This window comes from Ornithinibacillus sp. 4-3 (assembly GCF_040958695.1).
GTDB lineage: Bacteria > Bacillota > Bacilli > Bacillales > Amphibacillaceae > CALAMD01.
Genome location: NZ_CP162599.1, coordinates 3,044,037 through 3,068,329 on the forward strand (window position 1 = coordinate 3,044,037; position 24,293 = coordinate 3,068,329).

Genomic DNA, 24,293 nt, shown 5'->3' on the forward strand with positions numbered 1-24,293 from the left:
ACAAATCATTAAAAGTCATTTCTGTACATCATTTTACAATCAAAAGTGTACATATTTAAAACATCATTTATAGTTATCGTCGTATCCTCTTTTTTTCTTTAATATTCACCATCCTAAAGAATCTTTGACGCAAAGGGAATCTGCTTAATTATATAACTTAACAAGAAGCAAAGTGGTATCGTGATCAGAATCATAGCTAGAAACATGAAGGATGGTGGAAAGTGGATGACCTTCAATCCAGCAATAACAATAGCGATAATCGGTATATGAATGATGTAAATCACGAAAGAATGGGCTGACAAGAAGCTCCAACCTTTTCCTTGATGAAAAACTCTTCTCCGAAAGAATATGATTAATCCGAGAATGACGCCAACACAAAATAGAGCTTCCCACAGAGAATAAACCAAAGATGTCCAGTTCCAGCCACCAGAAAACTGTAATCCGTCTACCCCAAATAACAAAACTAAGGGAAGAAGAAGAATCGATGCTCCAATTGCAATTCCAAAACCCGCCCTACCCATAGAATCAGGAATATTTCGAAACCAATTGCGCTGGTAAGCGATGATGCCCAAAATGAATAGCCCGACATATTGTGGGAGATCATAGCCGCTTGCTGTAAAAAGTCCAACGAATGATTGAACCCCGGGAGATCCACCGGGTAAATCAAGAGCAGGGACCCACAGTCTTATGATGAAGTATCCTACCGCTAATATCATGACAAAGACTGTAAACATCCTGTAGGTGGGTGGCGTACTCTGACGAACTACTGATAGCTTATTTTTACTCATAAATTTCGCCCAGACTGCGTATAAACAAACGAATACGAAAAGTAGCTCGACGTACCACATCGGCCCGTAAGTTAAATGTGAAAAATAGGTTTGCCATGTAAATGGCTCCTGGTTAAGCATATAGACTTCAATTGATTGAACTTGGCTAAGAATGAGAACGTAGAAGATAAACGGGACTAGGAACCGGATGAATCTATCTTTGATAAATCGGGTTGCTCCATTACGTTCAAAAGATGAAGGAACAAAATATCCGGAAATAAGAAAAAACGTCCCCATGAAAAAAGTCTGATTAAAAGCAAGGAATAGAAGGCCCATAACAGCCCCAATAGATCCTTGTGATAATACCTCGTTATAGATGGAAAAATACACTAAATGATGTAGCACTACTAACATTGTAAGAGCTGCCCTTAGGTTATCGATAAAGTATAACCGACCTTCCCTTTGGAGAGACGAGCTCCCTATATGTCTTGAATTCATAATAATTCTTATGTTCCCCCTATTAATATTTAAAAATATATCTCAACGGAGCATCCGCCAAGCTGGACGGCTATGTATAATCCGTCCTATTTGCTCTATATTCTAATTTTCACTTTTAGTTGATCCGCCTATTTTCCAAGAGGCTAAACCTATGATCCCGCCAACTACAATAAATATAATGTCCATAACAATTTCAAATCCCTGAAACGCATTAATATAATTTACCAAAAACCAACTTTTTCCACCATTAGTCAAATGATTGATTAATCCGCCTACTCCCTGTATAACGAAAAGTAGACCAAGTCCACTGATAATTTCTTTCATGATGAACACCTCATTAATAATTTTTTAATTTAATATGCCTCTAATACCGATGTTGAAAAAAACCGCACCTACTACTCCTATCGCTACCAAGAGTGAGGAAATCGGTGCTTCATTTAATTTTGATCTAATTTTATTTAGAAATTGTTGCAGTCTCTCTTTAAACATAATATTAACCCCTAACAAAAGAAGAGAAGGAAGCACCATTACAAGATTGTAGCCAATTATAATAAAGATAGAAGAGGAAGGCTCAATTGTTAGGTGATTCATTAACAAAATTGAATAAAAGTAAGGCAAGGCAGTTACAAATTCAATTAGAAAAACAATGATACCTAATATGATCATCCCTTTCATCGTTGTTTTTTGGGGCATAAATGAAATTAAACGTTTTTTTGTAGTATCATTTGGTTTACTGAAGCTAATTAGAACAATAGCTGCTCCAAAAAGGATATAAAACCAATTGATAAAGTCAAATTCAGATAATTTTCCAATTCCTTTCAATAGTGAATCTCCACCAAAGTATAGGAATAAGCCCACTACGAAGTAGCCAAACTGCGTAATAAACAAAAAAACAAGCAAGCGAGAAGATAATTGATTAGGCTGTGTCAATAATAAATAGGCAGTTACAGCAAGTACACCAGGACTTAATATATCAATTAATGCGCAAATAGAAATAATTAGCAAAGCTATTGATGTGTCTATTGATGAAGAAGGCATTAATGCTTCAATACTTTCGATCAAATATAGAGTCCCTCCTTTTTATATGTTATAATTTAAATAACACAGTGTGTTGAAAACATAGTAACACACTGTGCTAAAAAAGGGAAGTGATTTTTTATGCCGAGGATTGTTAATCATGAAAAAAAGAGGAAGTCAATTGCTGAGGCCGCTTGGAGTATTATTAAGGAAGAGGGAATCGAAAAGGCATCTATAAGAAGAGTTGCTATTGAAGCAGGCATGTCTGCTGGAGCGTTAAGACATTATTTTTCAACTAAGGATGAAATGTTATTATTTATCATGGATTATTATCTGGAAGAAGGGAAAAAACGTTCTCAAAGTAAAAGTTGGTCAGACAATCCATTGCAGGCGGTTGCGGAAGTTTTATTAGAGCTTATACCAATTGATGAAGAAAAGAAAATCGAAACGAGCGTTTGGTGGATCCTTGCACTTCAGTCACTTACAAGTGATACATTAAAAGAAAAAAAAGATGAGATGACTAACGGTATGTATGAATTAGCAAGTTCAATGATCGAGATATTAGTTCTACAAGGGATTTTATCTGATTCAACTAATGTAAAATTAGAAAAGAGTAGGCTAGCGGCATTAATTGATGGATTGTCCATTCATGCTCTTTTAAGACCTGATGTCTACACTCCAGAAAAGGTGAAGGAAGTAATCCGTTATCATTTAGAAACACTCTGCGATGAAAGTCAATTGAGTTAATTGATCATGTATCAATATTATTCAATGATTTAGTAGATTTTGTTTTTTAGAAAATTTTTTTCACTTAAAAGCTGCAATAGCCGAGCAAGGAGTGACCCAAATTTGGCAACTACTATTGTTTTAAAAAAGCAGATTAGTGGAAGAAATCAACTGTTCGTTTGTCTATATTCGAATCGATGTTCTGATACCGATTTTTCTCTGTTTTTGAACTCAAAGAAAAAAGCAAGCGGCCTAAAAGACACACCATCTGACCAGCCAAGAGTGAGCATACGAAATCCCTTGAAAACCTTCCAGTTGTGTGGTTCTTCATTCTGCTAAGCAGTTCAATCTCCTTACTTTGATTAGATGAAAATAAGGAGGATGATTCTGAACCTCAAGAGAAGACAAAAAGAAGAAAGCTGACCCAATGCTTGTTTTATTCACGATGGCCGTGGCCAGTTAATAAATGAAAGTCGTTTAGTAACTGTTATGCAACTGTAACTGGATTGTATTAGCTATAGGAGCATATCTGTCTAAGGTTTTTGGGTGGTTTCGATCACTTGCTTTAGGAATGATGTTTGTCTTAGCATTGGGGGTACTAAAAGGAACAAATATGACAACGACAATCTCACTAACAAGACTCTGCATAGCTCTTCCTCCTTTAGGTGTTCAAGTTTTGAAAAGTGGGAGTAAGTCCAAATTGAAAACCGTACTTTTTTACGTAATTATTATTGTATTGGTGCTCGTTCGTGGTCATTCATGAGTGAAATGGAAAGACCTAATTAAATTCATATTGTGTTTACTACAATTAAAGATATATGTAAAAGGTGCTTCTGTTGATGTAATAGGACTTCCCTAATCGACAGGAGCTTTGCATCTCTTTCACATTTCAATCTTCCACAATCGGGAGCTATTCTTATAAAGAAATTAGCCCATTTAAGGCCATTTTCTTTGTGAATCAGATGTGGATTTGAAAAAATTGTTATTAATTCAAGTTTCGGACATGAAAAATAAGCTCTAACGATTGGTATGAAAGGGATAGGTGCAATTCTATTATCTTACAATCAACCGGATATCAGAAAGCAAATTGAAGTGCTAAGAGAACAAAAGGAAAGCCATACACGTACAAAAAATTAAAAACAGATAATGGATAAAGGTAAGGATCTCCTCCTGGCAGCAAAGAATGAGCGTATCAAAAAACTTGAAGAGGAAAACAGACAGCTCAAAGTGAACTAAAAAGTTTCGTGGGAAGCTTTATGGGACACTTTTAGAATAAAGATCAACAATGTCACAGAGATTTACCCATGTACACTCATTATTCTCATGGCGCAGCTTCATCCGCCGGCAATATTGATCAACTGATTCAATAATTCCGTGCAGTATCAATTGATCATAAGAGTAAAAAAACTTTACATAGATGTTTGTTTACTGGTCTATAGCATCAGAAATCGTTCCAGCAACCTCTTCTATTCGCTAAACATAAGGAAAATGCAACGTGAACTAACGTTTCCCTTCCTCATTTTTGCAATGTCATAATTTGCCCTGTAGGGTTATGTATTTCTGGCACCATTTGTACCATCATATTGAGTAATGTTAATTCGTTACTATTAGCACTAAAAGTAAGTGGAGGCATATTCAGATGAGGTTGCGACACTAACAATTGGGGTTTTAATCTCGCATCTTCTAAAATCTGAATTATATCAAATGATTCATTAGCAAGTGTAAGAGCTTCTTTTTTTGATAAATGAAGCCCTCGCTCAAACTCTTTATCTCTATCTCCTTTATCTGCTACATTAAAAAATACTCTTTCAAATCGTTGAGGCACTGGACCTTTTATATGAGATATTAGATTTATACCTATTTCTACGTCGTAAAATAAATTCCCTTCTTAGCTACCTGCTAGTTCGCTTAAAAACTTCAACAAAAAAGCATTAATTCTTACTCAATTAACTACCTCTTTAACAGAATATGGATGCCTTGGCATTCCCTTCAGATTTTTAAGTAAAGATGTTCAGCTATAAGAATGATGGGAAAATTGACATGTACGCGATGTTAAAGGGAGTTTTATTTATACCGGAAAAATTTTTCATATTCATCAATTTGATCCGGACTTATTCCAGTTTTATTAATCGCTTCTTGTTGAGATGAATTATTGCAACTTTTACATATATAGTATTTATTTTCTCCTTTTTTGATTTTATAATATTGTGAATCGGAGCGATTAATCGTAAATTTATTTTTGCAGAAAAAACATATAGTATCTAACATATTTTTTTACACTTCCTATCAGATTTTTATTGAAAAGTAACTATTTTTTAAACCTATGATTCAAAATGTGAATTTTACCTCTAATTTACTGCCATCCTAAAATAATTTATTTTTAACTTCAACAATTAGTTACAAGTTTATCCGTGAACTGTATTTTTACTAAAAATAGGACAGCTGTGCCTGTAATGGAAGGAAAAGCCATAATATAATAAAGTTACTTCATGCAACTGTTCAACAAAATGCCCCTTTGAAGTGCAGCTCGTTATAACACAAACGGACTATAACTTCAAAGGCATATTCAATGTATTTTATCTACCTCAAGCCATTTAGGAGGCTCAAACTTAAATAATGAGTAGTCTTTAAAGATTTTCTGACGGTAACCACATTCAGGATAACGTTATGGTGGGTCAATTGCTTCCACTGGCAATTTTCCCGAACTGGAACTGATCCCTTATCTGTGTTTTCGTGATATTACCATTCTAGTAAGTTCAAAAAATGACTGATGTGGTCGGAAACGTCCTTAGGATGTGTCAAAGTGATGATGTGATTAGCACCAGGTATACGCACAAAGTTAATATTGGAAATTTCCTTATATAATTGTGCGATTTTAAAGAGATCTTCTGAGTCCTCCTCGCCTATGATAAAAAGTGTCTTCGTTTTAATTTCTCCCAATCTTTCCATCGCTGAATTTGAGGAAACAGTTTCGAATGTTTTCCAATCAAAAGTCTTTTGAATATTGTGTATCATCATTTCGCGCAATAAATCGTATGCTTTTCCGAAAGAAACACTCCAGGAAGGCTCGCTTAATGTTATATTAGTCATTTTCTCGACATCTGGTGCAACTTCAGAAACTCGGCTCTCTAATTCAGCATGTTCGGAAGAAAATTTAAACCCCGACAGGCCTGGAGCGATCAATACCAGTTGTGACACCCTTTTTGGATAGGACAGAGTAAAATCAGTTGCAATTTGTCCACCTAGGGAATGTCCAACGAGGGCACCTTTCTTAATTTTAAGATGATCCAAGAGTTTTCTAAGATCCTTAACATAATCAATGGGTTCATTCGGAACAGGTGACTTCCCTGCACCCCGGACATCAAGAGTGATTACTTTGAACGACTTTGAAAGATGTGGTGTGATGAATTCCCAGTCACGTGAATCCATAGCTCCACTATGAAGTAGTATAACCGGCTTTCCGTTTCCTTTAATTTCGTAATGAAGATCCATCTATTTCAATCTCCTTTCCCTGAAAAAAGTAGTCACTGCTCATGACTATCTTCGTTTCATTTCTATGATTCCTTCCCTTTCCCCAAACTGTTTATAAAACCATTTATTAAACTTATTTGGTCATAAAGGAAGTTCAATGTTCCTTACAAATGATTTAATTGCTCAACAAGGTCCTATTTCACCACTTTGATAATGTCCATCCGATTTAATGTTCCAATATTTATTTATTTCACACACTGTAATAAAACAACAATAACACAGTGTGTGAAATAAAAGCAAGAGGTGATTTAAATGCCGAAAATATTTGATCATGATCACAAAAGAAAAATGATTGCTGAAAGACCTTGGAAAACTATTGAAACGGAAGGTATTGAAAAAGCATCTATCCGAAGAATTGCATCTGAAGCTCGAATATCTTACCTGAGCACTTAGACATTATTTCTTAAACCAAAATGAATTACTATTATTTATTATGGAATATTTTCTTGCTCATAAGAAAGAACGGTCGGAGAATAAATCATGGTCAAAAACCCTCTTATTGCGGTATAAGCGTTGTTAGAACTAGTTACTGTGAAAATAGGGATAATCAAACTGAACCTTGCGTTTGGCTAGTTTTCCCATTCACCCACTTACACGATGGCGGTAGGGGAGTATCATTATCCTACTGATGGGTTATGATGGGTTATCGCCAGTAATATACCACGATTACATTAGATTTATTGGTTTCACTCGTTTCTATGAAAAGTCATAGCGCAAGAGTGAGGTAGCTCATCATCAGCAGAACCTATCTGAATTTATTTCCAAAACCGCCGTTTGATATATTGGCTCACTAGCGTCGCATTAAAAAACAAAAGTATAAAGTAAAATACTGAATTTTCTTTAACTATATTTTTCCATAAAAAAATCCTTTATAATGGGGTTTGGTAGTAAACTATCCAAATCCAATATAAAGGACATACACATGGATAAGTTTACACGAAAAACATCATTTGAACAATGGTTTTCACCGATTTCGACTGAACTTTTTAATGAAATGGTTGGAAACTTTCAATTAGATTACTATACAAAGAAGCTTTATATGGCGCCATTCATGAAGTTACTGCTGTTTGCGCAACTTCATGGTACCGAAAGTTTACGGGCGTTAGCTGACGCTGTTTTTTCAGATGATCTTCAAAAAGCAGTTGGGTTTGAATCCATTAGCTTTTCACAATTAGGCAGAAGACTAAATGAAGTGCCTACTTCTTTTTTTATGATTTTAGAAAACCCCTGGCTATGCCGGGGGTTCTAAAGAGCTTCAAGCGTGGGGTCAAAAAAAGCCTCTCTTCATGGTAAGCTAAGGTTGGTTTCCCGACCACCAAAACTCACCAAAGAAGGAGGCAAAGCCCTATGCAGGACAAGAATAGTTTAGCACATACAAAGTGGAGATGTAAGTATCATATAGTATTTGCTCCAAAATATAGAAGACAAGTGATTTATGGAAAATACAAACAAAGTATTGGAGAAATTATAAGAGAGCTTTGTGAAAGAAAAGAAGTTGATATACACGAGGCAAATGCGTGTAGAGATCATATTCATATGTTAGTGAGTATACCACCGAAATTAAGTGTATCTTCCTTCATGGGATACTTAAAAGGAAAAAGTAGCTTAATGATATTTGATCGTCACGCGAATTTAAAGTACAGATACGGTAATCGAAAATTCTGGTGTCGAGGCTACTTTGTAGATACAGTGGGAAGAAATAAAAATCAAATACAAGAATACATAAGAAATCAGCTTAAAGATGACTACATGAGTGATCAATTAACTTTATTCGAAGAATTTGATCCATTTACAGGGAAGAAAAATAAAAAGAAATAAGAGATTCTTTTAGAATCAGTGAGTAAGTGTGGTGCAAAAGGGAAACCCATTCAGTGGGCCTTTAAGGCCAAGGCCGGTAACAGAGGCTTCTAGCCGCAGAACAAACCACCAGTTCACACTGGTGGTTTTGATTTGAAGCCATCTTCTTAAATCTAGTAGCGAAAATTCATGAAAAAACAGACTTTCAGCACAGAAGAAAAACGTCTACACCTTGGATGTTGATTGATTCTACCACATTACCTTTAAATTTAACGAATCACAGATGGGCTGAATTCCGAAAAACAAAGTCTGGCGTAAAGCTTCATCTGCGCCTTGTATTTATGGAAAAAGGCCTTTCTTATCCGGACAAAGCAGTCATGACGAACGCAATAGAACACGACCGTGGACAGTTAGAAGTATTTGTTGACGATAAAGAATGCATGTACGTTTTTGACCGTGGCTACTTGGATTACGAGCGTTTCGATCGCATGACAGATGACGGCTATTTCTTTGTATCACGTTTAAGGAAAAACGCTGTCGTTCGGGTAATTAAAACACTTGAAGTTCCATCAAACTCATCTATTTTATCAGATGAAATGGTCGTTCTCGGATCAACTCAAAACCGAACAGAACACGTTTTTCGTAAAATAAAAGTACTGGATGATAAAGGGAAAGAACTCACGTTAATTTCAAATCGGTTTGACATTAGCGCAGTTGAAATCGCCGATGTTTACAAGTCCAGATGGGCAATCGAACTCTTTTTCAAATGGATGAAACAACATCTCTCAATCAAAAAGTTCTACGGGCATAGCGAACAAGCAGTCCATAATCAAGTGTACGTAGCGATGATTGTCTATTGTTTAAACGTACTCGCGCAGCTAAGCACAAACAGCTCGCGGACTTATCTCCAAATCAGTCGTTATTTAAAAGCCGCAATTTGGAAATCTGCCCATATTTGGATTCGTAAAATCAAAGGAAAAGGTGTCCCGTAAAACTTTTTAATTTTTGTCGCACTCGTCTTTGGCTATAGTCAAAAAAATGGATGTTTACTACCTTTGTTTAGGTGCTTTCAATTTTTTCTTTAAAACCAGAAATGTAGTTCAGAACATTCTGCATTTATTTATGCGACGCTAGTGATATTGGCTGTATATATAATTTTGCACTCTTAACAAACAACGGTTTTATATTGTATTAGTAAATAAAGAATAGAGAAATATCATCAATACCTTAATCATGAATTAATACAGTCCAATATTTGATGAAAAAATAAACAATGGACTTCTTGAACAAGCCGTAATTGAAACCATTCCAGGCTTTGGTTCAATTATAGGTGCAACGATTTTAGGAGAAATTGGTAATATTCGCAAATTTTCTAACCCTAATAAATTAGTTGCCTATGCAGGTATTGATGCCTTTGGTATGCATTTATTTCGGATTATTTATCGATCTTAATTTTGTTTATTCACTTGACTTTATATAGTTAGTCTTTCTTATTGCTCGCCGGCTAAAAGCACGACGTCCTGGGACTGCGATTACTCGCCCCATCGAAAAGCCTTGTCGCAACGCCAGTACTTGTACGTCCTGTGCGTCGTAAGTGCAACTTTAGTTCTCTCAGTAAAGGCGTAGCGAAAGTCAAGTTTTCTAAGCTTGCTTTTTTAGGTACTCATGTATGTAAAAGCTTTAGGGGATCTTTCGTTACATTCGCCCACGTCTTGTTCGGTTAAAAGCGTCACGTCCTGGGACATGGAGTTTTTAGCCAATGGAACTTCTCAGGGCTTCTTTTATCGGCCTTTTTGAACACACATTTATAATGCAAAATATTACTTAAAACAGAAGCAAAATAACGTTTAAAGTGACAATCTTTGGCTAGAAACCTAAATCCAGAGATCTTCCGGTTTCCGCAATTGTCTTAATGTTACTCAGTATCATCCACCAGTATTGCTCTGTTTTACTGAAGAGAGGATTGTTCTCTGTCCATTGATCATTAATAAGATGTAGTTTTGTACATGCCCCTACTAATTCCAAAGATAAGGTAACTCGACTTTCCATCTGAGCATGTTCGGCATAGTGAGATGGGCCAGGGTGATCCGTGTAGCTTAAAATTCGATTTGGTTCATATTGAAGTAGTTTGCCATAAATGTGAACAGTCTCATTTCCATCGGCACCTGGTCCTATAAATTTAATGTCATCGCCCACCTGATATGTTGAGTGGATAACTCCACCCATAAATGCTTTAACCGATTTTTCTGGGTTGACCAAAACATCCCACACTTGCTCAGGATTCGTATCGATATAAAATACATACTCCAACTTCATTGTTTAATTCCTCCATCTATAAACTAATATTTTCTGCTCGTTTAATGAATATTGCTCCTTCCGTTAGGATTAATGGTAGTTTATAATGAAATCATAGCATGTCTCATACATTAATTATTGTAAAATCGCGCCAACCATGAGTGTAAGATAGATTTTCGTGCCGGGGGGTGAAACAAGTGAAAGACAATCGCAATCCGAATATGGGTATTTTGAATTATGAAACGGGCAAAAATAAGTTTTCAATTACTCGTCACGCTCCATCCGACAGTCTCCAATTTTTTATACAGCATTATTGGCTTGTCGAGTGGGACTTACGTGGACAGCCCCCATATACCCAAGAAGTTTTACAGCATCCGGGAGTAAATGTAGTTTTCCAGCCTGGCAATTCGTACATATGCGGAATAGAAAGCAGAAAATCTGTACATATTTTACAAGATGAAGGGCAGATTGTAGGCGTTCTTTTTAGACCCGGAGCTTTTCATTGTTATTTCCAAGCGCCTGTTTCTACACTTACAGATCAAGTCGTCAATATATCCGATTACTTTAGCTTAGATATTAATGCTTTGGAAGAGCAACTATTTGCAGTTAAGAATAAAGAAGATAAGATTGTGATCGTTGAACAGTTATTACGGAAAAGTATGCCTGAACATGATAAAACGGTTGACTTACTGAATGAAATGATCGATGAAATCGTCCACAATGTTGGCATCACCAAAGTCGAACACTTAGTGGATCAATTCGGCATTTCCAAGAGGACATTACAACGTTGGTTCAATCAATATATAGGAGTGAGCCCTAAATGGGTAATTCGGCGTTATCGAATGCATGAGGCGATCGAGTTAATAGAACGTGGAGTGGATATGACTGTATTGGCGATGGATCTCGGCTATTTCGACCAAGCTCACTTTAGCAAAGATTTCAAAGCAGTAATCGGCAAATCTCCGAAGCAATATGCGAAGAACAACGATTAGTGCAAAGGTACCTGAAGAGTAAAAAACAAGTTGGATATTGCTTTTTATCCTCTGCTTTCAGGGTGTCCCACCTTACTAAGATAAGAGGGCAATTTATAGTCGTGTTTCTCCGTGGGAGATTGAGAAATTAAATCAGGATGACATTGATTTTGGAGGTCATTCGGAATTGTATATAGGAAAGGGATCTCGTCAAGCAAAGCAGCGCTAATGTTTTATTATTAGTCATGAATTAGCGTTGGACGTAGATATGGTTATTGCTCCAGTTACAGGTCAAGGGGCTAGGAATCAACTGGATGTTGCTTTGGAGTGTTGGGAAGGAGCTGGATTATTGAAGCTTTCTACCCGCGTACTTCTAAAAATATTTCTTGTTTTATAATACAAACCATGACGTTCAGCAATTTTTATAATGCTCTCAACTTTAATAATAGCCATAAAGACAATCATGGACCCTCCATGTTTTAAAACTCTAACAGATTCTTCAAAGAAGTTGTCCATTGATTCTTCCCATTCCTCAAAACTTAAATCATCCCATCCCGCAGATACAAAGAAATTATCTCTCATTTTTTTCAAGTTTGTATCCCGATCTTTCATAAAATTCCCCAAATTATAAGGCGGATCCGTTAAAATTAAATCCACGGAGTTATCTTCAATACTTTTCATTGCTTCTATACAATCTTTATTATGTAAAATCGAATTAGCCACAACTAATTTTCCCTCGTTTCAACTATATACTATTTAATTAAGTTTGATTTTCAAACTCTACTTCAACAATTTCACTCAACTGACAATTTAATGCATTACATATTCTAACAAGCACATCCAAACAGGGTTTTATTTAGAATTAATAAGGGGGGAATGGCACCCTAGTCTTCAACTTGTGGATTTCGTTACATTACTCGGCTCCATACTGGTATTTTCCTTTATTAACATCGAAAAAACCATCTAGGTTACTTCTATCACACCATTTCGCACTATTAAGTCTTTTTTATGCCAGGTGCTTGGACAACCACTCCTTAATAAGTGGTAAAACGTAATCGGGCTGCATTGCTTTAGTATGATCCATTTCTTCACCTTGTAAAACCTCAACATCCCATCCTAATTGCCCTAACTCTTTTTTATTTCTTTCAATTAATCCAACAATATCTACGGTTACCCCTCCAAAATTATCACCATAAACAATGGTATCTTTTTCACCAACAAAGGAAAGTCTTGGTATGGTCAATAGGATTTGAATTGATTGATCATTAAAATTAACTAAGTTCTGATACAGCGTAACAAATTGCTTTGTCTGACCTGGATTCATTTTAATCTCAACATTTTCCCAATCAAATTCATCTGGTGTTTTATTTTCTGAATCAGTAAAATTAGAGTAATCATATGTGTTTTGATTACTTATAGATTGCTCGTAAGTTTTATTTGTTACAACTAACATTTCCTCATATGGGCCATCTAACGGAGGAAATCCTCCCATTATTAAACTTTCAAGGCGATCTGTTCTAATTGCCAATTGTAAACCTGAAAGAGCCAACCAAGAATACCCATAGTAACTAAAGTGGTCAACACCCATTTCATCTGCAATCAATAGAAAGTCCCTCACAATATTTTCGGGTGTAAGATGGTCGGGATTTGGATTACGTAAAAGGTGTCCTTCATAATCAAAATACAAAACCTTAAATTCATCTGATAGTCCATTAACAAAACGTTCCCCTAATTGAGGATCAACACCCCACATTTTGAGATTTTCAGCTTCACAACCGTAAACTGATTCCTTTGCTATTGGCAACATGATAACATTACATCTTCTTTTCCAACTAATCCTACTTCAATTTCTGTGCCATTAGATAACTTCACATTTTTAATTTCATTCAATTAAATCACTCCTAAACCTTTATTACTTCTATCATATAACATTCATGCAACATTTCGATTTCACGTTTGTTTATGCCTATATCATGCGTTTTCTGATTTGTTATGTTAATGTATCACTTGAATGTTTTACTTTAATTATTGGAAGGCAGGAATGAAAGTAAGATGATCTATTCCCCAAAGCAAATTGCAGAACATCTAAATGTCAGCACCACCACCTGTTGAGTCTAGTTTAGCAGTTACACAGTAAGCAATGGGCAAGATTTCAGGAAGTCAAGTGTATTGGGCAGGTATGAAAAAATCGGCTTCCTAATGAGGGAAACCAGTGAAAATATTGGATGGGCTAAAATGGGTGAAATCATGATTGTTTGCGAAAATATATGAAGACTCGTAAGTAGTAACACGCAGTCTCTAGTAGCTTATTCGAAGCGAGAGGCTACTCTATTACAAGTTTTATATAAAGAAACCACCCTTAGCTTTTGGTCTAGCGATTCGGCGTGATTTTCTTTTTTTATTAACTCATTCTTCTATTCTGTTGCCTTCCCAACTGTATCAATCCGAAGGGCTGGGATCCCTTCCGATGTTTTTTCAAAATTATTTCAATTACTTTCTCCACATTCATTCTTGATTTCCCCAAAAAAACTTGGAAATTATATGGATCGGACCCTATATCAGTATTTTCCTCCCGGTAGTATAGCGTTACAGTAATTCTACTATTCCTCCATCTTATATCCCAGGTTCCATATTGTGGATGAAGTATTACAAACCAAACTAAATTCTTCTCCCTACTATGTGTCCGTGTTTTATACATCACCGAAAACCCCCACCCAAACCCCGCATTCCTTCGTCCAAGTTAAAATAATGTTTTCCGACCGAACCCCAATTTCCATCCTTTTTTGGTTCAAAAATGCCCCTTTTTCACCTGTTTTTCACGTGTTTTGTTCACGTTTTTTCAGAGTCATAATAATCTTCTCCCAAAATGTTGCATAAGTGTGCCAAAATAATACTCTCCTCCGAAATCCACCACCCCAAACCCGCATTCCTTCGTCCGAGTTATAATAATGTTTTCCGCCAGACCCTCGTTTTTCATCCTTTTTCGGTTCAAAAACGCCCCTTTTCCGCCTCTTTTTCACGTGTTTTGTTCACGTTTTTTCAGAGTTAGAATAAAGTTCACCGATATTGGAGAGAAGAGATATTGGAGAAAAGAAGTTGGGAATGAAGAAGAAACTATTGGAAAAGCCGTTGGAATGATCTTGGGTAGTTCTTCGAGCTGTTATGAATAGATTATTGGATAAAGTGAGGAACCACAAGGGATAGAGGAGAAAAGAAGCTGGGAAAGAAGAGATGGTTTGGTGGTTTTAGGCTTGAAAAAATCCCGGAATCCTATTGAGGAAAACCGGGATTGTATTGAGTTAAACATGAGAATCGGAAATGTTTATTGTAATTGAAACAAGAAAAATTAGATTGAAAATCGGAAAAGTATATTATCTGTCGGTGATGTTTATTTTAGTTAGACAGTTTCTCTTTGTAGCAACGATACACACTCCACATGGGACGAGTTGATAGAATTGATGTATTTGCGTTTTTTAGCAAAACGGTCGTATACGGGAACATGTCGACTGTTTTGCATGTATGTGGGAACATGTCTACCAATCGTACCGTTTACGAAAAGGGCACTCTTGCTAGGAGTGCCCTCAATCATAAAAATCGGTGTAATTAATAGTCTTTTTTCTTTACCGGAATCCAGATTTCGCTTCGATACTTTGGATTTCCAGTGTCTGGACTCTCGTTCCACAAAATTTCTGGGCCTTCAACTAACTCATAACTTGAAGACGGAAACCACTCTGAGTATATTCTACCCCATACATTTTGAAGTGTCTCTGGGAATGGTCCAATCGATTCAAATACTGCCCAGGTACAAGCATCAATTTTTTAATACATCAAATTCTGCTGTTTCATCACCTGAAGTTGCTACCCCGATGTAATGATCCAACTCGCCCTTTTCTTCCATTCTTCCTTCTGAAAAATTAGTGGAAGCACTAATAATACCCATTGGTTCTACATTTGAGATTGCTTTTAATTGTTTAATAACCTCCGGTGTTAAAAATTCGGTCATTTGTGCAATCTCTTGATTGACACCTTCAAAAATAATTGGGACTCTCTTCTTAAATCCTACTAACTTAAAAGGCCCTTTCTCAACAATACGATAGTTCATTTCGCATCCTCCTTTAATTGATAATTGAAAGGTCATTCGTGGATAAGCTTTTAATTGTGTATTCTCACTCCTTGCCTCAGAAGGGAGAATACCATGCAGGGAATGAAAAGCACGGGAAAATGAATCAGCCGAATTATAGCCATATTTGACGGCTACATCAATTATTCTCAAATCCTTATCTTTCAAATCAATTGCAGCCAACGACAGTCTTCTTCTCCGAATATATTCTGATAAACTTATGCCTGCTAAAAATGAAAACATCCGCTTAAAATGATACTCTGAACAGTAAGCGATTTTAGATACTTCACTATAGTCAATTTCCTCTGTTAAGTTCTCTTCAATATATCCCAATGCATTATTCATACTTCTTAAAGAATCCATTGAACAACCTCCTTTCATCATCAACATTATCAAAGGGTGCGTTTTTCTATCCGACAATCTGTGCACAATATAGTCGAGTCTGTTTTAAAGGCAGTACCAGGTACGCAAACAATTCTGAATTGTGTCTGTATCTGGTACTACTAATTATATAAAGAACCAATATGATCGTCATCATAGTGAGTAATGATAATACTCTTTAAATCAATCATTTTATACTCATTTTTATAATTTCACTTTCAATTGAGGGTAGAAAATTGACATAACCAGTATCTACTAATAGCAACTTATTATTTGAAACAATTAAGCTAGGGATCCTATTGTGGAAAACCCGAATAATAGTTGAATTTTTTATAATCGTTTCAATTTAGGCCTACTACCATTTTTTAAAAACTTCAACGCCCAATGGAAAAAGTGCGTTGCAGGCCCAGTTAATGAAATAATCGTTGTCATATTTGTTCCTTTTAGCACCCCTAACGCTTACAAGCGGCTAACTGATCTGGGAAAAAGAAATTAAATCTTATTCTCAGCAAAGCGAAAATAACTAATCGGATGGGAACTACAATTTAAGAGATTCCCGAGCCATCTTTCTGGAATGATTTCTGAACTCCTTGTAATGTTTTTTCTCTTGATTCATTTTCTCACTTCTCATACAGCAAACTTGCTTCACTTTTATCATGACATCACCATTACATTTCTAGTCTAACATTGGCTACTAATAACGCTTAGACAAACATTTTTTACCTAAGTGTTCAATTTTTGTTACGATAAGCTGTGAATAGAGATAATTCTTTATTTACCATCTCTAGATGGACTTGACTTTTTCATGGATAATAAACCAATTACTCCACCAATAGCAATTAATAAAATGTCTATCGCAATTTCCCAACCTTGAAACGCATCAATATAATTCACTAAAAACCAGCTTTTTCCACCATTTGTCAAATGATTGATCAAACCTCCTACTCCTTGGATTAGGAAAAGTAAACTCATTCCACTAATAATTTCTTTCATATCAAACACCTCGTTAATTTTTTTAATGTAAAATACCTCTAATACCAATATTAAAAAATACAGCTCCTACTACACCTATTGCTACTAATAGTGAAGAAATCGGTGCTTCATTTAACTTTGTTTTTATTTTGTCCAAAAAATGCTGCAACTTATCTTTAAAAACAATACTAATCCCTATCAATAATAGAGAAGGAAGCACCATTACAAGATTATAGCCAATTATTACGACTATAGATGAAATCGAAGGGATTGACAGATGATTTAATAAAAAAATCGAATAGAAATAAGGCAATGCTGTTATAAATTCAATAAGAAACACAATAACCCCTAAAATAATAATTCCCTTTATTGTTGTCTGTCTAGGAATCCATGACGTAAGACGTTCTATTGTGTTCTCTTTTGGTTTTATGAAGCTAACTAAAACAAGAAGTGTTCCTGTAACAGTATAGAACCAATTGATAAAATCAAATTTAGATAAACTGTTAATCAATCCCAATAATGTATCTCCACCAAAGTACAGTAATAAACCAATCATAAAATAACCTAACTGAATAACAACTAAAAATACCAATAGACGGGAAGCTAGCTGATTAGGTTGTGTAAGTAATAAATAGCCCGTAATAGCCAGCACACCAGGACTTAATATATCAATTAAGGCACAAATGGAAATGATAAGTAGAGCTACGGACATATCTATTGATGAAGAAGGCATCATAGCTTCAATGATCTCAATCAAATCATTAGTCCCCCTTTTTAAATTGTGATATCATCTAAATAACACACTGTGCTAAAAAGATAATAACACACTGTGCTAAGAAAGGGAAGTGATATTTATCTATGTCAAAATTTGTTAATCATAACAAGAAACGAAAGTTAATTGCTGAAGCTGCATGGAATATTATTGAGAATGAAGGTATTGAGAAAGTATCCATACGAAGAGTCGCAGCTGAAGCAGGAATGTCCCCTGGTGCGTTAAGACATTATTTTTCAACGAAAGATGAAATGCTACTGTTTATTATCGAATACTTCATAGAAGAAGGAAAAAAGCGTTCTGATCAGAAAAATTGGTCAAAAAATCCATTACAGGCAGTTGAGGAAGTGTTACTGGAGCTTGTTCCAATCGACGAAGAAAAGAAAATTGAAGCTAATGTTTGGTGGATTTTTGCCCTCCGTTCCCTAACGAGTGATGTATTAAAAGAGAAGAAAGACGAAATGACTAATGGTACATATGATTTAGCAAATTCAATGATTAAGATATTAACTCTAAAAGGTATATTATCAGATTCAGTTAATGCTGATTTAGAAAGCAGTCGGTTATCTGCATTAATTGAAGGGCTGTCATTCCATGCTTTGATAAGACCTGATATTTATACCCCTGAAAAGGTGAAGGAAGTAATCAATTATCATTTAAAAACAATCTGTAATAAATAAACAGTACTCGGAAGTAGATAATTCATTCTCATTAGATTATCTACTTCCACCCTTATGGATATTAATATCGATTTCCTAAAATTGAAAAACCTTATTGAAAAGATATTGAAAAACACATAAAAATATTCGGTATCCTAATTAAAAAAACCAGAGTAATTGTTGAGTTTTATACTAAAATGGCAAATCTGTATTATGAAAAGCATTGGTGGTGGAATTAACAAAAGATTATTTTAACTAACACTCGTTGGGTATTCATATTATACTTCTTTGATAATTTCAATTCCTGACTTAAATTCAATCGTTAATTGTCTTTCATAAATCGTTATCTTTTCAATCAATCGCCTTACCAGTAAATCATCGTACATTTCAAGTCGCTGCGGTTGTCCTTTTAAAAACTTTGTCATTTCTTCAATCCGCTGCCTGAGACCTTCTCTTGCTGCATTTTTCATCATGACTTCCTGTTTCAGTTCCCGCAATCGGTATATTTCTTCTGCCACATCATCATAATCTTCTTTTGAATTTGCAAGCCTGAGAAGTTCCATTTGAAGTTCTTCTAACTTATCGTCAATATCAGTTGTTGGTTTATCCGCATTTTCATTCAAAACTGTTTCAATATTTTCTATTAATATATTCAAATAGTTATCCTTGTTTCTCAACACTTCATTGATAGCTTGTACTATTGCTTGGTGTAGTTCATCTTCTCTGATTGTTTCTGCATTGCAAAGATGTGTTTTTCTTTCTAGCCTGCTAACACATCGCCATACAATAGATCTGTATCCTCGGTTATTCCAATGTACCCTTCGGAAAACATCTTCACATTCTTTACAAAAAACAATACTCGACAAAGCATACTTGCTGCTATACACTCGTTTCTTTCCAGTTTTTCCGTTTCGGATATTTGCCCTTCGCATCATTTCTTCTTGAACTTGTAAATAAATCTCCCTTGGAATGATGGCTTCGTGGTTATTTTCTACATAATATTGTGGAACATGACCGTTATTTACAACACGTTTTTTTGTTAAAAAATCTACGGTATATGTTTTTTGAAGCAATGCATCTCCGATATACTTTTCATTTTGGAGAATTTTTTTAATCGACTCTGGCCGCCACTTGGATCGTTTAGCTGCGGTAAGTATTTCGTCCGCTTCAAGTCCTCGTGCGATTTGAACTAAACTGGCACCTTCTAAATATTCCCTGTAAATCCTTTTGACAATTTTCGCTTGTTCTGGATTAATGACTAGTTTGTTGTTTTCGTCTTTTGTATAGCCTAGAAAGCGATTATGGTTCACTTGCACCTCACCTTGCTGGTATCGGTATTGTATGCCAAGTTTTACGTTTTGGCTAAGTGACTGACTTTCTTGTTGTGCTAGGGATGCCATGATGGTGAGCATAATTTCACCTTTTGCATCCATTGTATTGATGTTTTCTTTTTCAAAAAACACAGGTATTTCTTTATCCTTAAGCTGTCTAATGTATTTCAAACAGTCCAGCGTGTTTCTCGCAAAACGACTGATGGACTTTGTAATGATCATGTCGATTTTTCCATTCATGCTATCTTCAATCATTTTATTAAACTGTTCACGCTTTTTTGTGTTTGTTCCAGATATTCCATCGTCCGCATAAATGCCTGCCAACTCCCATTCAGGATTGTTCTGAATATAGGTAGTGTAGTGTTCCACTTGAACTTCATAACTAGTTGCTTGTTCTTCGCTATCTGTTGATACCCGACAATAAGCTGCTACTTTTAATTTTTCCTTTTCCTCTGCATCAACATCCCTCGTTCTTCTCCTAGCCGGGATAACTGTGACACTTCTTGCTAAGGTCATTTTAAGTCACCTCTTCTTTTATTAAGCTATATACATATTCTGCTTGTTTAATGGGATTGTCGTATTTGTTCTCCACTTTTCCGATTGTGAATGTAAAATTAGGTGTAAATGTTTCTTCCGCTTTTGTTCTATTTAATCGTCCTAGTTTTTTCGCCCGTTTAAACCTTTCTTCTTTCAACTGTTCAAATTGCTCTTTTGATATTAATCCAGGGAATATTGCATTCCCTAGATACCTTTCATTTGTTAATATTCTAGTAATTACGCCATGTGATCGATTAATGCCAGAATCCCTTGCTGCATTAGCTAAAGATTTACCAGATAAGTATGACTGAATTAAAAGCTTAAATTGCTCAGCTTCTATGGCATGAATTTCAATTTTGCCGTCTACTATTTCATATCCAAAGGGTGTGTGTGCCATCAGCGTTCAATCCTTTCTCTAAGTGTAATGCCACATTTCAAATGAAATCCTATCTCATTAGGCGAATACACGATTACCTTTCTTACAATATCTTGAAAGGTTTCTTCATCAAATGTGGCTATGAAATTTACTTGTTTAAAGTATTTAATGAGCCGCTTCACTTCATTTAGCTGATTTGAACCATCATTTATTGAATATAGTAACTGGTCTCTTTCTTCTTTTAGTCTCATATGCCGATGGGTCAATTCGATTTTCTGTTCATTAAAAATTGCTGGTTCTAAAAACCCTTTTGTCATTAATTGAATTAATATATTAAGTTCATCTTGTGTAACTTCGAGTTGTTCTTCTATTTCGGTAATTATTTGATAGTTTTCATCTTGATTTGACGTTTCTAGTTGTTTGGATAGTGGGATTAATACATAACTATAACCAAACTTTAGTTTATTCATCATCGTAATAAAGGCTTGATGAATACGTTCTTCCCTTATAAAAAGCATCGAACATTCATCTTTATTTTTGACATGTGTTGAACAGCACCAGGCAATATATTTTTTATGGGTAGAAGTATGAATCCTTCTTTTAAATGTATCGCCACATTCCGCACATTTAATCTTTCCTGAAAAAGGATAGCGATTTAAATATTTTCTACTTCCGACTGCTACATTCTTTTGGCTTGCTTGATATTCTAACATTCGATTAGCCGCTTCAAAATCAGCATGTGTGATAATCGCTTCATGATGATTTTCAATTAGGTATTGATCCAGTTCACCTTGATTTACCTTTCGATTAAAATGCTCATCAGTAAAGGTTTTTTGAAGCAACACATCTCCAGTGTACTTTTCGTTCTTAACTATTCCGCGAATCGTGGTTCCCGTCCAATTGCCATCTCGCTTTGTTGGAATCCCTTCTTCGTTTAACTGCCTGGCAATTCGTTCTGTTCCCACTCCTTTAAGCACACTATTGAATATCCGCTTGACTACTTGTGCTTGTTCTTCATTTACAACCACCCTTTCATCAATATAATCGTAACCGTATGGCGGGTACGATAACTTGTAAGTCCCTCGTTTAAATCTTTGTCTAATCGACCATTTACTATTTTCGGAAAGTGACACTGATTCATTTTCTGCTAGACTACTTAAGATTGAAAGCATAAGTTCACTTTCCATCGAATTTGTATTAATATTTTCTTTTTCAAAATAAATGTGTACACCTAAATCCATCAATTTTCTGACTAACTCTAAGCAGTCAATTGTGTTTCTCGCAAATCGACTAATTGATTTCGTTAAAATGAAGTCAATCTTTCCTTTTTCACAGTCAGATATTAATCGAAGCAATCCTGGTCGTATATCCTTTTTGGTCCCTGTGATGCCTTCATCACTATAAATATCAACGAGCTGCCATTCATCATTCTCTTCGATAAAAGTTTTGTAGTGTCGTCTTTGAGCCTCTAAGCTAATCAGCTGTTCCTCGTTCGATGTTGACACTCGTATATAGGCAGCGACCTTTTGTGTCGGGTTTACTGCTGAAGATTTTGTCACATCAAGTGTTGTTATCTTTCTCATTTACTCAACCTCCCTTCTTGTACGTGACATATTAGCGTTACAACCTTGTTATATCAAGGTTTATTGCACATTAAAGGGCCTAATAAGGGGTTGAATTTTTGACGATTTAATTTGTTTATTTGATTGAATTCTTCTTGTGTAATGAGATTGTTTTTAAGAAGTTTCATGAGCAATTCTTCCACCTGATAAAAATTGAGTTCATTTTGTAACTGGGCATGACTTATTTCGTGTTTGTTTTTCACTTCACCTGTATTATTTGTTGAAAGTTGTTTTACTCGCATATAGATTCCTCCTAAAAGTCTTCTACCTATATGCGAAAATAAGGGGGTAATCGAACCCTCTTATTAAAAATTTTTATGTATCTATGAGTTAAGTATAATGAAATTAGATTATTCAACAAAGGGGTCATATTGTTGAATAACTCTTTACAGGTAAAGTCGTATTTAGCTATTAAAATGGTAATGGCATCGGTGAGCAAAGAAAAGTCCGCCAAGGGTTTATTAAAATGTACCCTATAAGATAGACACTTTAAAAAGTCTCTCTTATGGGGTACTTTTATTTATAATGAAAGAAATTGCGAATGGGGCGGATGAAAATGTCGAAAATATTATTTACAGATCAAGAACAGTACTTATTGATGAAACATCCTTATGTAAAAGCGGTTAGTAAAAAGGCAATTACATACACGGATGAATTTAAAGCAATAGCTGTTAAAGAATATGGAGAAGGAAAATTTCCTCGTCAAATATTTGAAGATGCAGGATTTGATATTGAAATCGTTGGGATTGAACGCGCTAAATCGGCTTTAAAAAGATGGCGTACTGCCTATCAAGAAAAGGGTTTGGAAGGGCTTGAGGATTCACGTAACTCTTCTTCAAGACGTCTTCTTGCGCGTGAATTAAGTATAGAAGAAAAGTATGCTCGATTAGAAGCACAAAACGCATTATTACGCGCAGAAAATGAATTACTAAAAAAGATCGATCTAGCAGAAAGGTTGTTGATAAAGGAAAAGAAAAACTAACTGCGGAACAGAAATTTCAGTTAGTCCAATTCGTCATTGAAAAATACGGTTTAAATCGAATGGTGAGGTATCTTTGTGAATTAGTTGGCGTCTCTAGATCAGGTTATTATCGTTATTTTTCAGAAGAAGCACAACTGAATAGACAAGCACGAGATAAAGCAGATGAAGAAGTAAAGGCAATCATTTTAAAAGCGTTCAATTTCCGCCGTCGTAAGAAAGGTGCACGTCAAATCAAAATGACATTAGAACATCAGTATCACATTACCTATAACTTGAAACGCATTCGTCGTATCATGAAAAAGTTTCAAATTATTTGTCCCATTCGAAAAGCCAATCCTTATCGAAGAATCGCGAAAGCAACGAAAGAACATAGAACACTACCGAACCTATTAAACCGTGAATTTAAACAAGGAATCGCTAGAAAAGTATTATTGACAGACATTACCTACTTGAGTTATGGAAAAGGAAAACGTGCTTACTTATCCACTATCAAAGATGCCGAAACCAATGAAATTTTAGCCTATGAAACATCTGATAGAATCACCCTAGATATTGCATTAAATACAGTCAAGAAGTTAAAAAACAGTAAGATAAAGTTGGCTGAAGACGCATTCATTCACTCAGATCAAGGAGTTCACTATACGAACCCCCATTTTCAAAAGAAGGTGAAGGTAATGGGGCTAGGTCAGTCAATGTCCCGCCGTGGAAACTGTTGGGACAATGCCCCTCAAGAATCATTCTTTGGGCATTTTAAAGATGAAACAGACTTTAAATCGTGTGAAACATTAGAAGAGGTAAAAAGAGAGATTAAGAGTTATATGATTTATTACAATCATTATCGAGGTCAATGGAACTTAAAAAAGATGACGCCTGCACAATACAGTCATCATCTTCTTCAAGTTACTTAATTCCCTAGAGTCTTTTTAAAAATGTCCTTTA

Annotated in this window: 21 protein-coding genes and 5 pseudogenes; 9 read left to right on the top strand and 17 right to left on the bottom strand. The window is 35.4% G+C overall.

Annotated features, from left to right (window positions below; genetic code table 11):
- Positions 1-113 precede the first annotated feature (113 nt).
- The 3 genes from AB4Y30_RS14840 to AB4Y30_RS14850 all read right to left on the bottom strand — a co-directional run bounded on the left by AB4Y30_RS14840 (position 114) and on the right by AB4Y30_RS14850 (position 2,327).
- Positions 114-1,265 carry an acyltransferase family protein gene (locus AB4Y30_RS14840; RefSeq protein ID WP_368652996.1) on the bottom strand — a complete coding sequence of 384 codons (1,152 nt, stop codon included), beginning with the start codon at positions 1,263-1,265 and terminating at the stop codon, positions 114-116.
- A 102-nt stretch (positions 1,266-1,367) separates the two neighbouring features.
- Positions 1,368-1,589 carry a hypothetical protein gene (locus tag AB4Y30_RS14845; protein ID WP_368652997.1) on the bottom strand — a complete coding sequence of 74 codons (222 nt, stop codon included), beginning with the start codon at positions 1,587-1,589 and terminating at the stop codon, positions 1,368-1,370.
- A gap of 24 nt (positions 1,590-1,613) precedes the next feature.
- Positions 1,614-2,327, bottom strand: a complete 714-nt coding sequence (locus AB4Y30_RS14850) for a GAP family protein (protein ID WP_368652998.1) — start codon at positions 2,325-2,327, stop codon at positions 1,614-1,616.
- 96 nt (positions 2,328-2,423) lie between these two features.
- Here AB4Y30_RS14850 and AB4Y30_RS14855 point away from each other — a divergent pair, with 96 nt between their 5' ends.
- Positions 2,424-3,029, top strand: a complete 606-nt coding sequence (locus AB4Y30_RS14855; RefSeq protein ID WP_368652999.1) for a TetR/AcrR family transcriptional regulator — start codon at positions 2,424-2,426, stop codon at positions 3,027-3,029.
- A gap of 1,495 nt (positions 3,030-4,524) precedes the next feature.
- Here AB4Y30_RS14855 and AB4Y30_RS14860 read toward each other — a convergent pair.
- Positions 4,525-4,833, bottom strand: coding sequence for a hypothetical protein (locus AB4Y30_RS14860; RefSeq protein WP_368653000.1), 309 nt, complete (start codon positions 4,831-4,833; stop codon positions 4,525-4,527).
- A gap of 914 nt (positions 4,834-5,747) precedes the next feature.
- Positions 5,748-6,500 carry an alpha/beta fold hydrolase gene (locus AB4Y30_RS14865; protein WP_368653001.1) on the bottom strand — a complete coding sequence of 251 codons (753 nt, stop codon included), beginning with the start codon at positions 6,498-6,500 and terminating at the stop codon, positions 5,748-5,750.
- 291 nt (positions 6,501-6,791) lie between these two features.
- Between AB4Y30_RS14865 and AB4Y30_RS14870 the strand changes: the two genes are divergently transcribed.
- The 5 genes and pseudogenes from AB4Y30_RS14870 to AB4Y30_RS14890 form a co-directional block, all read left to right on the top strand.
- A complete protein-coding gene (locus tag AB4Y30_RS14870) occupies positions 6,792-6,932 on the top strand; it encodes a hypothetical protein (protein WP_368653002.1) in 141 nt (46 codons plus the stop codon).
- Between the two features lie 529 nt (positions 6,933-7,461).
- A pseudogene (locus AB4Y30_RS14875) lies at positions 7,462-7,740 on the top strand (DUF4372 domain-containing protein); the annotation flags it as partial.
- A gap of 146 nt (positions 7,741-7,886) precedes the next feature.
- On the top strand, positions 7,887-8,357 hold the full coding sequence (tnpA, locus tag AB4Y30_RS14880; protein ID WP_368652045.1) for an IS200/IS605 family transposase: 471 nt from the start codon (positions 7,887-7,889) through the stop codon (positions 8,355-8,357).
- 131 nt (positions 8,358-8,488) lie between these two features.
- Positions 8,489-9,328, top strand: a pseudogene (locus AB4Y30_RS14885) (IS4 family transposase); the annotation flags it as partial.
- Positions 9,329-9,638: 310 nt separating this feature from the next.
- A pseudogene (locus AB4Y30_RS14890) lies at positions 9,639-9,749 on the top strand (transposase); the annotation flags it as partial.
- Between the two features lie 453 nt (positions 9,750-10,202).
- On the opposite strand, the gene AB4Y30_RS14895 reads toward AB4Y30_RS14890, so the two are convergent.
- The gene (locus tag AB4Y30_RS14895; protein ID WP_368653003.1) at positions 10,203-10,652 is read right to left on the bottom strand and encodes an SRPBCC domain-containing protein; all 450 of its coding nucleotides are present in this window, start codon (positions 10,650-10,652) and stop codon (positions 10,203-10,205) included.
- 176 nt (positions 10,653-10,828) lie between these two features.
- Between AB4Y30_RS14895 and AB4Y30_RS14900 the strand changes: the two genes are divergently transcribed.
- A complete protein-coding gene (locus tag AB4Y30_RS14900; protein ID WP_368653004.1) occupies positions 10,829-11,623 on the top strand; it encodes a helix-turn-helix domain-containing protein in 795 nt (264 codons plus the stop codon).
- A gap of 285 nt (positions 11,624-11,908) precedes the next feature.
- Here AB4Y30_RS14900 and AB4Y30_RS14905 read toward each other — a convergent pair whose 3' ends face one another.
- From AB4Y30_RS14905 to AB4Y30_RS14935, 7 genes and pseudogenes are all read right to left on the bottom strand, one after another.
- Entirely contained in the window at positions 11,909-12,325 is a 417-nt protein-coding gene (locus AB4Y30_RS14905; protein ID WP_368653005.1) for a DNA methyltransferase, read from the bottom strand.
- A 37-nt stretch (positions 12,326-12,362) separates the two neighbouring features.
- The gene (locus AB4Y30_RS14910; RefSeq protein WP_368655237.1) at positions 12,363-12,440 is read right to left on the bottom strand and encodes a helix-turn-helix domain-containing protein; all 78 of its coding nucleotides are present in this window, start codon (positions 12,438-12,440) and stop codon (positions 12,363-12,365) included.
- Between the two features lie 168 nt (positions 12,441-12,608).
- The gene (locus AB4Y30_RS14915) at positions 12,609-13,409 is read right to left on the bottom strand and encodes an alpha/beta hydrolase (protein ID WP_368653006.1); all 801 of its coding nucleotides are present in this window, start codon (positions 13,407-13,409) and stop codon (positions 12,609-12,611) included.
- Between the two features lie 1,796 nt (positions 13,410-15,205).
- Positions 15,206-16,085 (bottom strand): annotated as a pseudogene (locus AB4Y30_RS14920) (GyrI-like domain-containing protein).
- A gap of 143 nt (positions 16,086-16,228) precedes the next feature.
- Positions 16,229-16,449: pseudogene (locus tag AB4Y30_RS14925) on the bottom strand (MBL fold metallo-hydrolase); the annotation flags it as partial.
- Between the two features lie 425 nt (positions 16,450-16,874).
- Positions 16,875-17,096, bottom strand: a complete 222-nt coding sequence (locus AB4Y30_RS14930; protein WP_368653007.1) for a hypothetical protein — start codon at positions 17,094-17,096, stop codon at positions 16,875-16,877.
- A 22-nt stretch (positions 17,097-17,118) separates the two neighbouring features.
- Complete coding sequence (locus AB4Y30_RS14935) at positions 17,119-17,832, bottom strand: GAP family protein (protein WP_368653008.1); 714 nt, start codon at positions 17,830-17,832, stop codon at positions 17,119-17,121.
- A gap of 101 nt (positions 17,833-17,933) precedes the next feature.
- Between AB4Y30_RS14935 and AB4Y30_RS14940 the strand changes: the two genes are divergently transcribed.
- The gene (locus AB4Y30_RS14940) at positions 17,934-18,527 is read left to right on the top strand and encodes a TetR/AcrR family transcriptional regulator (RefSeq protein WP_368653009.1); all 594 of its coding nucleotides are present in this window, start codon (positions 17,934-17,936) and stop codon (positions 18,525-18,527) included.
- 257 nt (positions 18,528-18,784) lie between these two features.
- Here the strand turns inward: AB4Y30_RS14940 and AB4Y30_RS14945 are convergent, their stop codons facing one another.
- Genes AB4Y30_RS14945 through AB4Y30_RS14960 form a run of 4 tightly spaced genes read right to left on the bottom strand, consistent with a single transcriptional unit; the run spans position 18,785 to position 22,614 of the window.
- Positions 18,785-20,353, bottom strand: coding sequence for a recombinase family protein (locus AB4Y30_RS14945; protein ID WP_368653010.1), 1,569 nt, complete (start codon positions 20,351-20,353; stop codon positions 18,785-18,787).
- 1 nt (position 20,354) lies between these two features.
- Positions 20,355-20,771 (bottom strand): recombinase, encoded by a 417-nt coding sequence (locus AB4Y30_RS14950; RefSeq protein ID WP_368653011.1) that lies wholly within the window; start codon positions 20,769-20,771, stop codon positions 20,355-20,357.
- Positions 20,771-22,333, bottom strand: a complete 1,563-nt coding sequence (locus tag AB4Y30_RS14955) for a recombinase family protein (RefSeq protein ID WP_368653012.1) — start codon at positions 22,331-22,333, stop codon at positions 20,771-20,773. Before AB4Y30_RS14955 ends, AB4Y30_RS14950 begins: the two co-directional genes overlap by 1 nt.
- A 53-nt stretch (positions 22,334-22,386) precedes the next feature.
- Positions 22,387-22,614, bottom strand: coding sequence for an SHOCT domain-containing protein (locus AB4Y30_RS14960; protein ID WP_368653013.1), 228 nt, complete (start codon positions 22,612-22,614; stop codon positions 22,387-22,389).
- Between the two features lie 314 nt (positions 22,615-22,928).
- On the opposite strand from AB4Y30_RS14960, the gene AB4Y30_RS14965 reads away from it, so the two are divergent.
- A protein-coding gene (locus AB4Y30_RS14965) for an IS3 family transposase (protein WP_368652526.1) occupies positions 22,929-24,262 on the top strand; the annotation gives its coding sequence in 2 pieces (ribosomal slippage) (positions 22,929-23,313 and positions 23,313-24,262; 1,335 coding nt in all).
- The last annotated feature ends 31 nt before the right edge of the window (positions 24,263-24,293 follow it).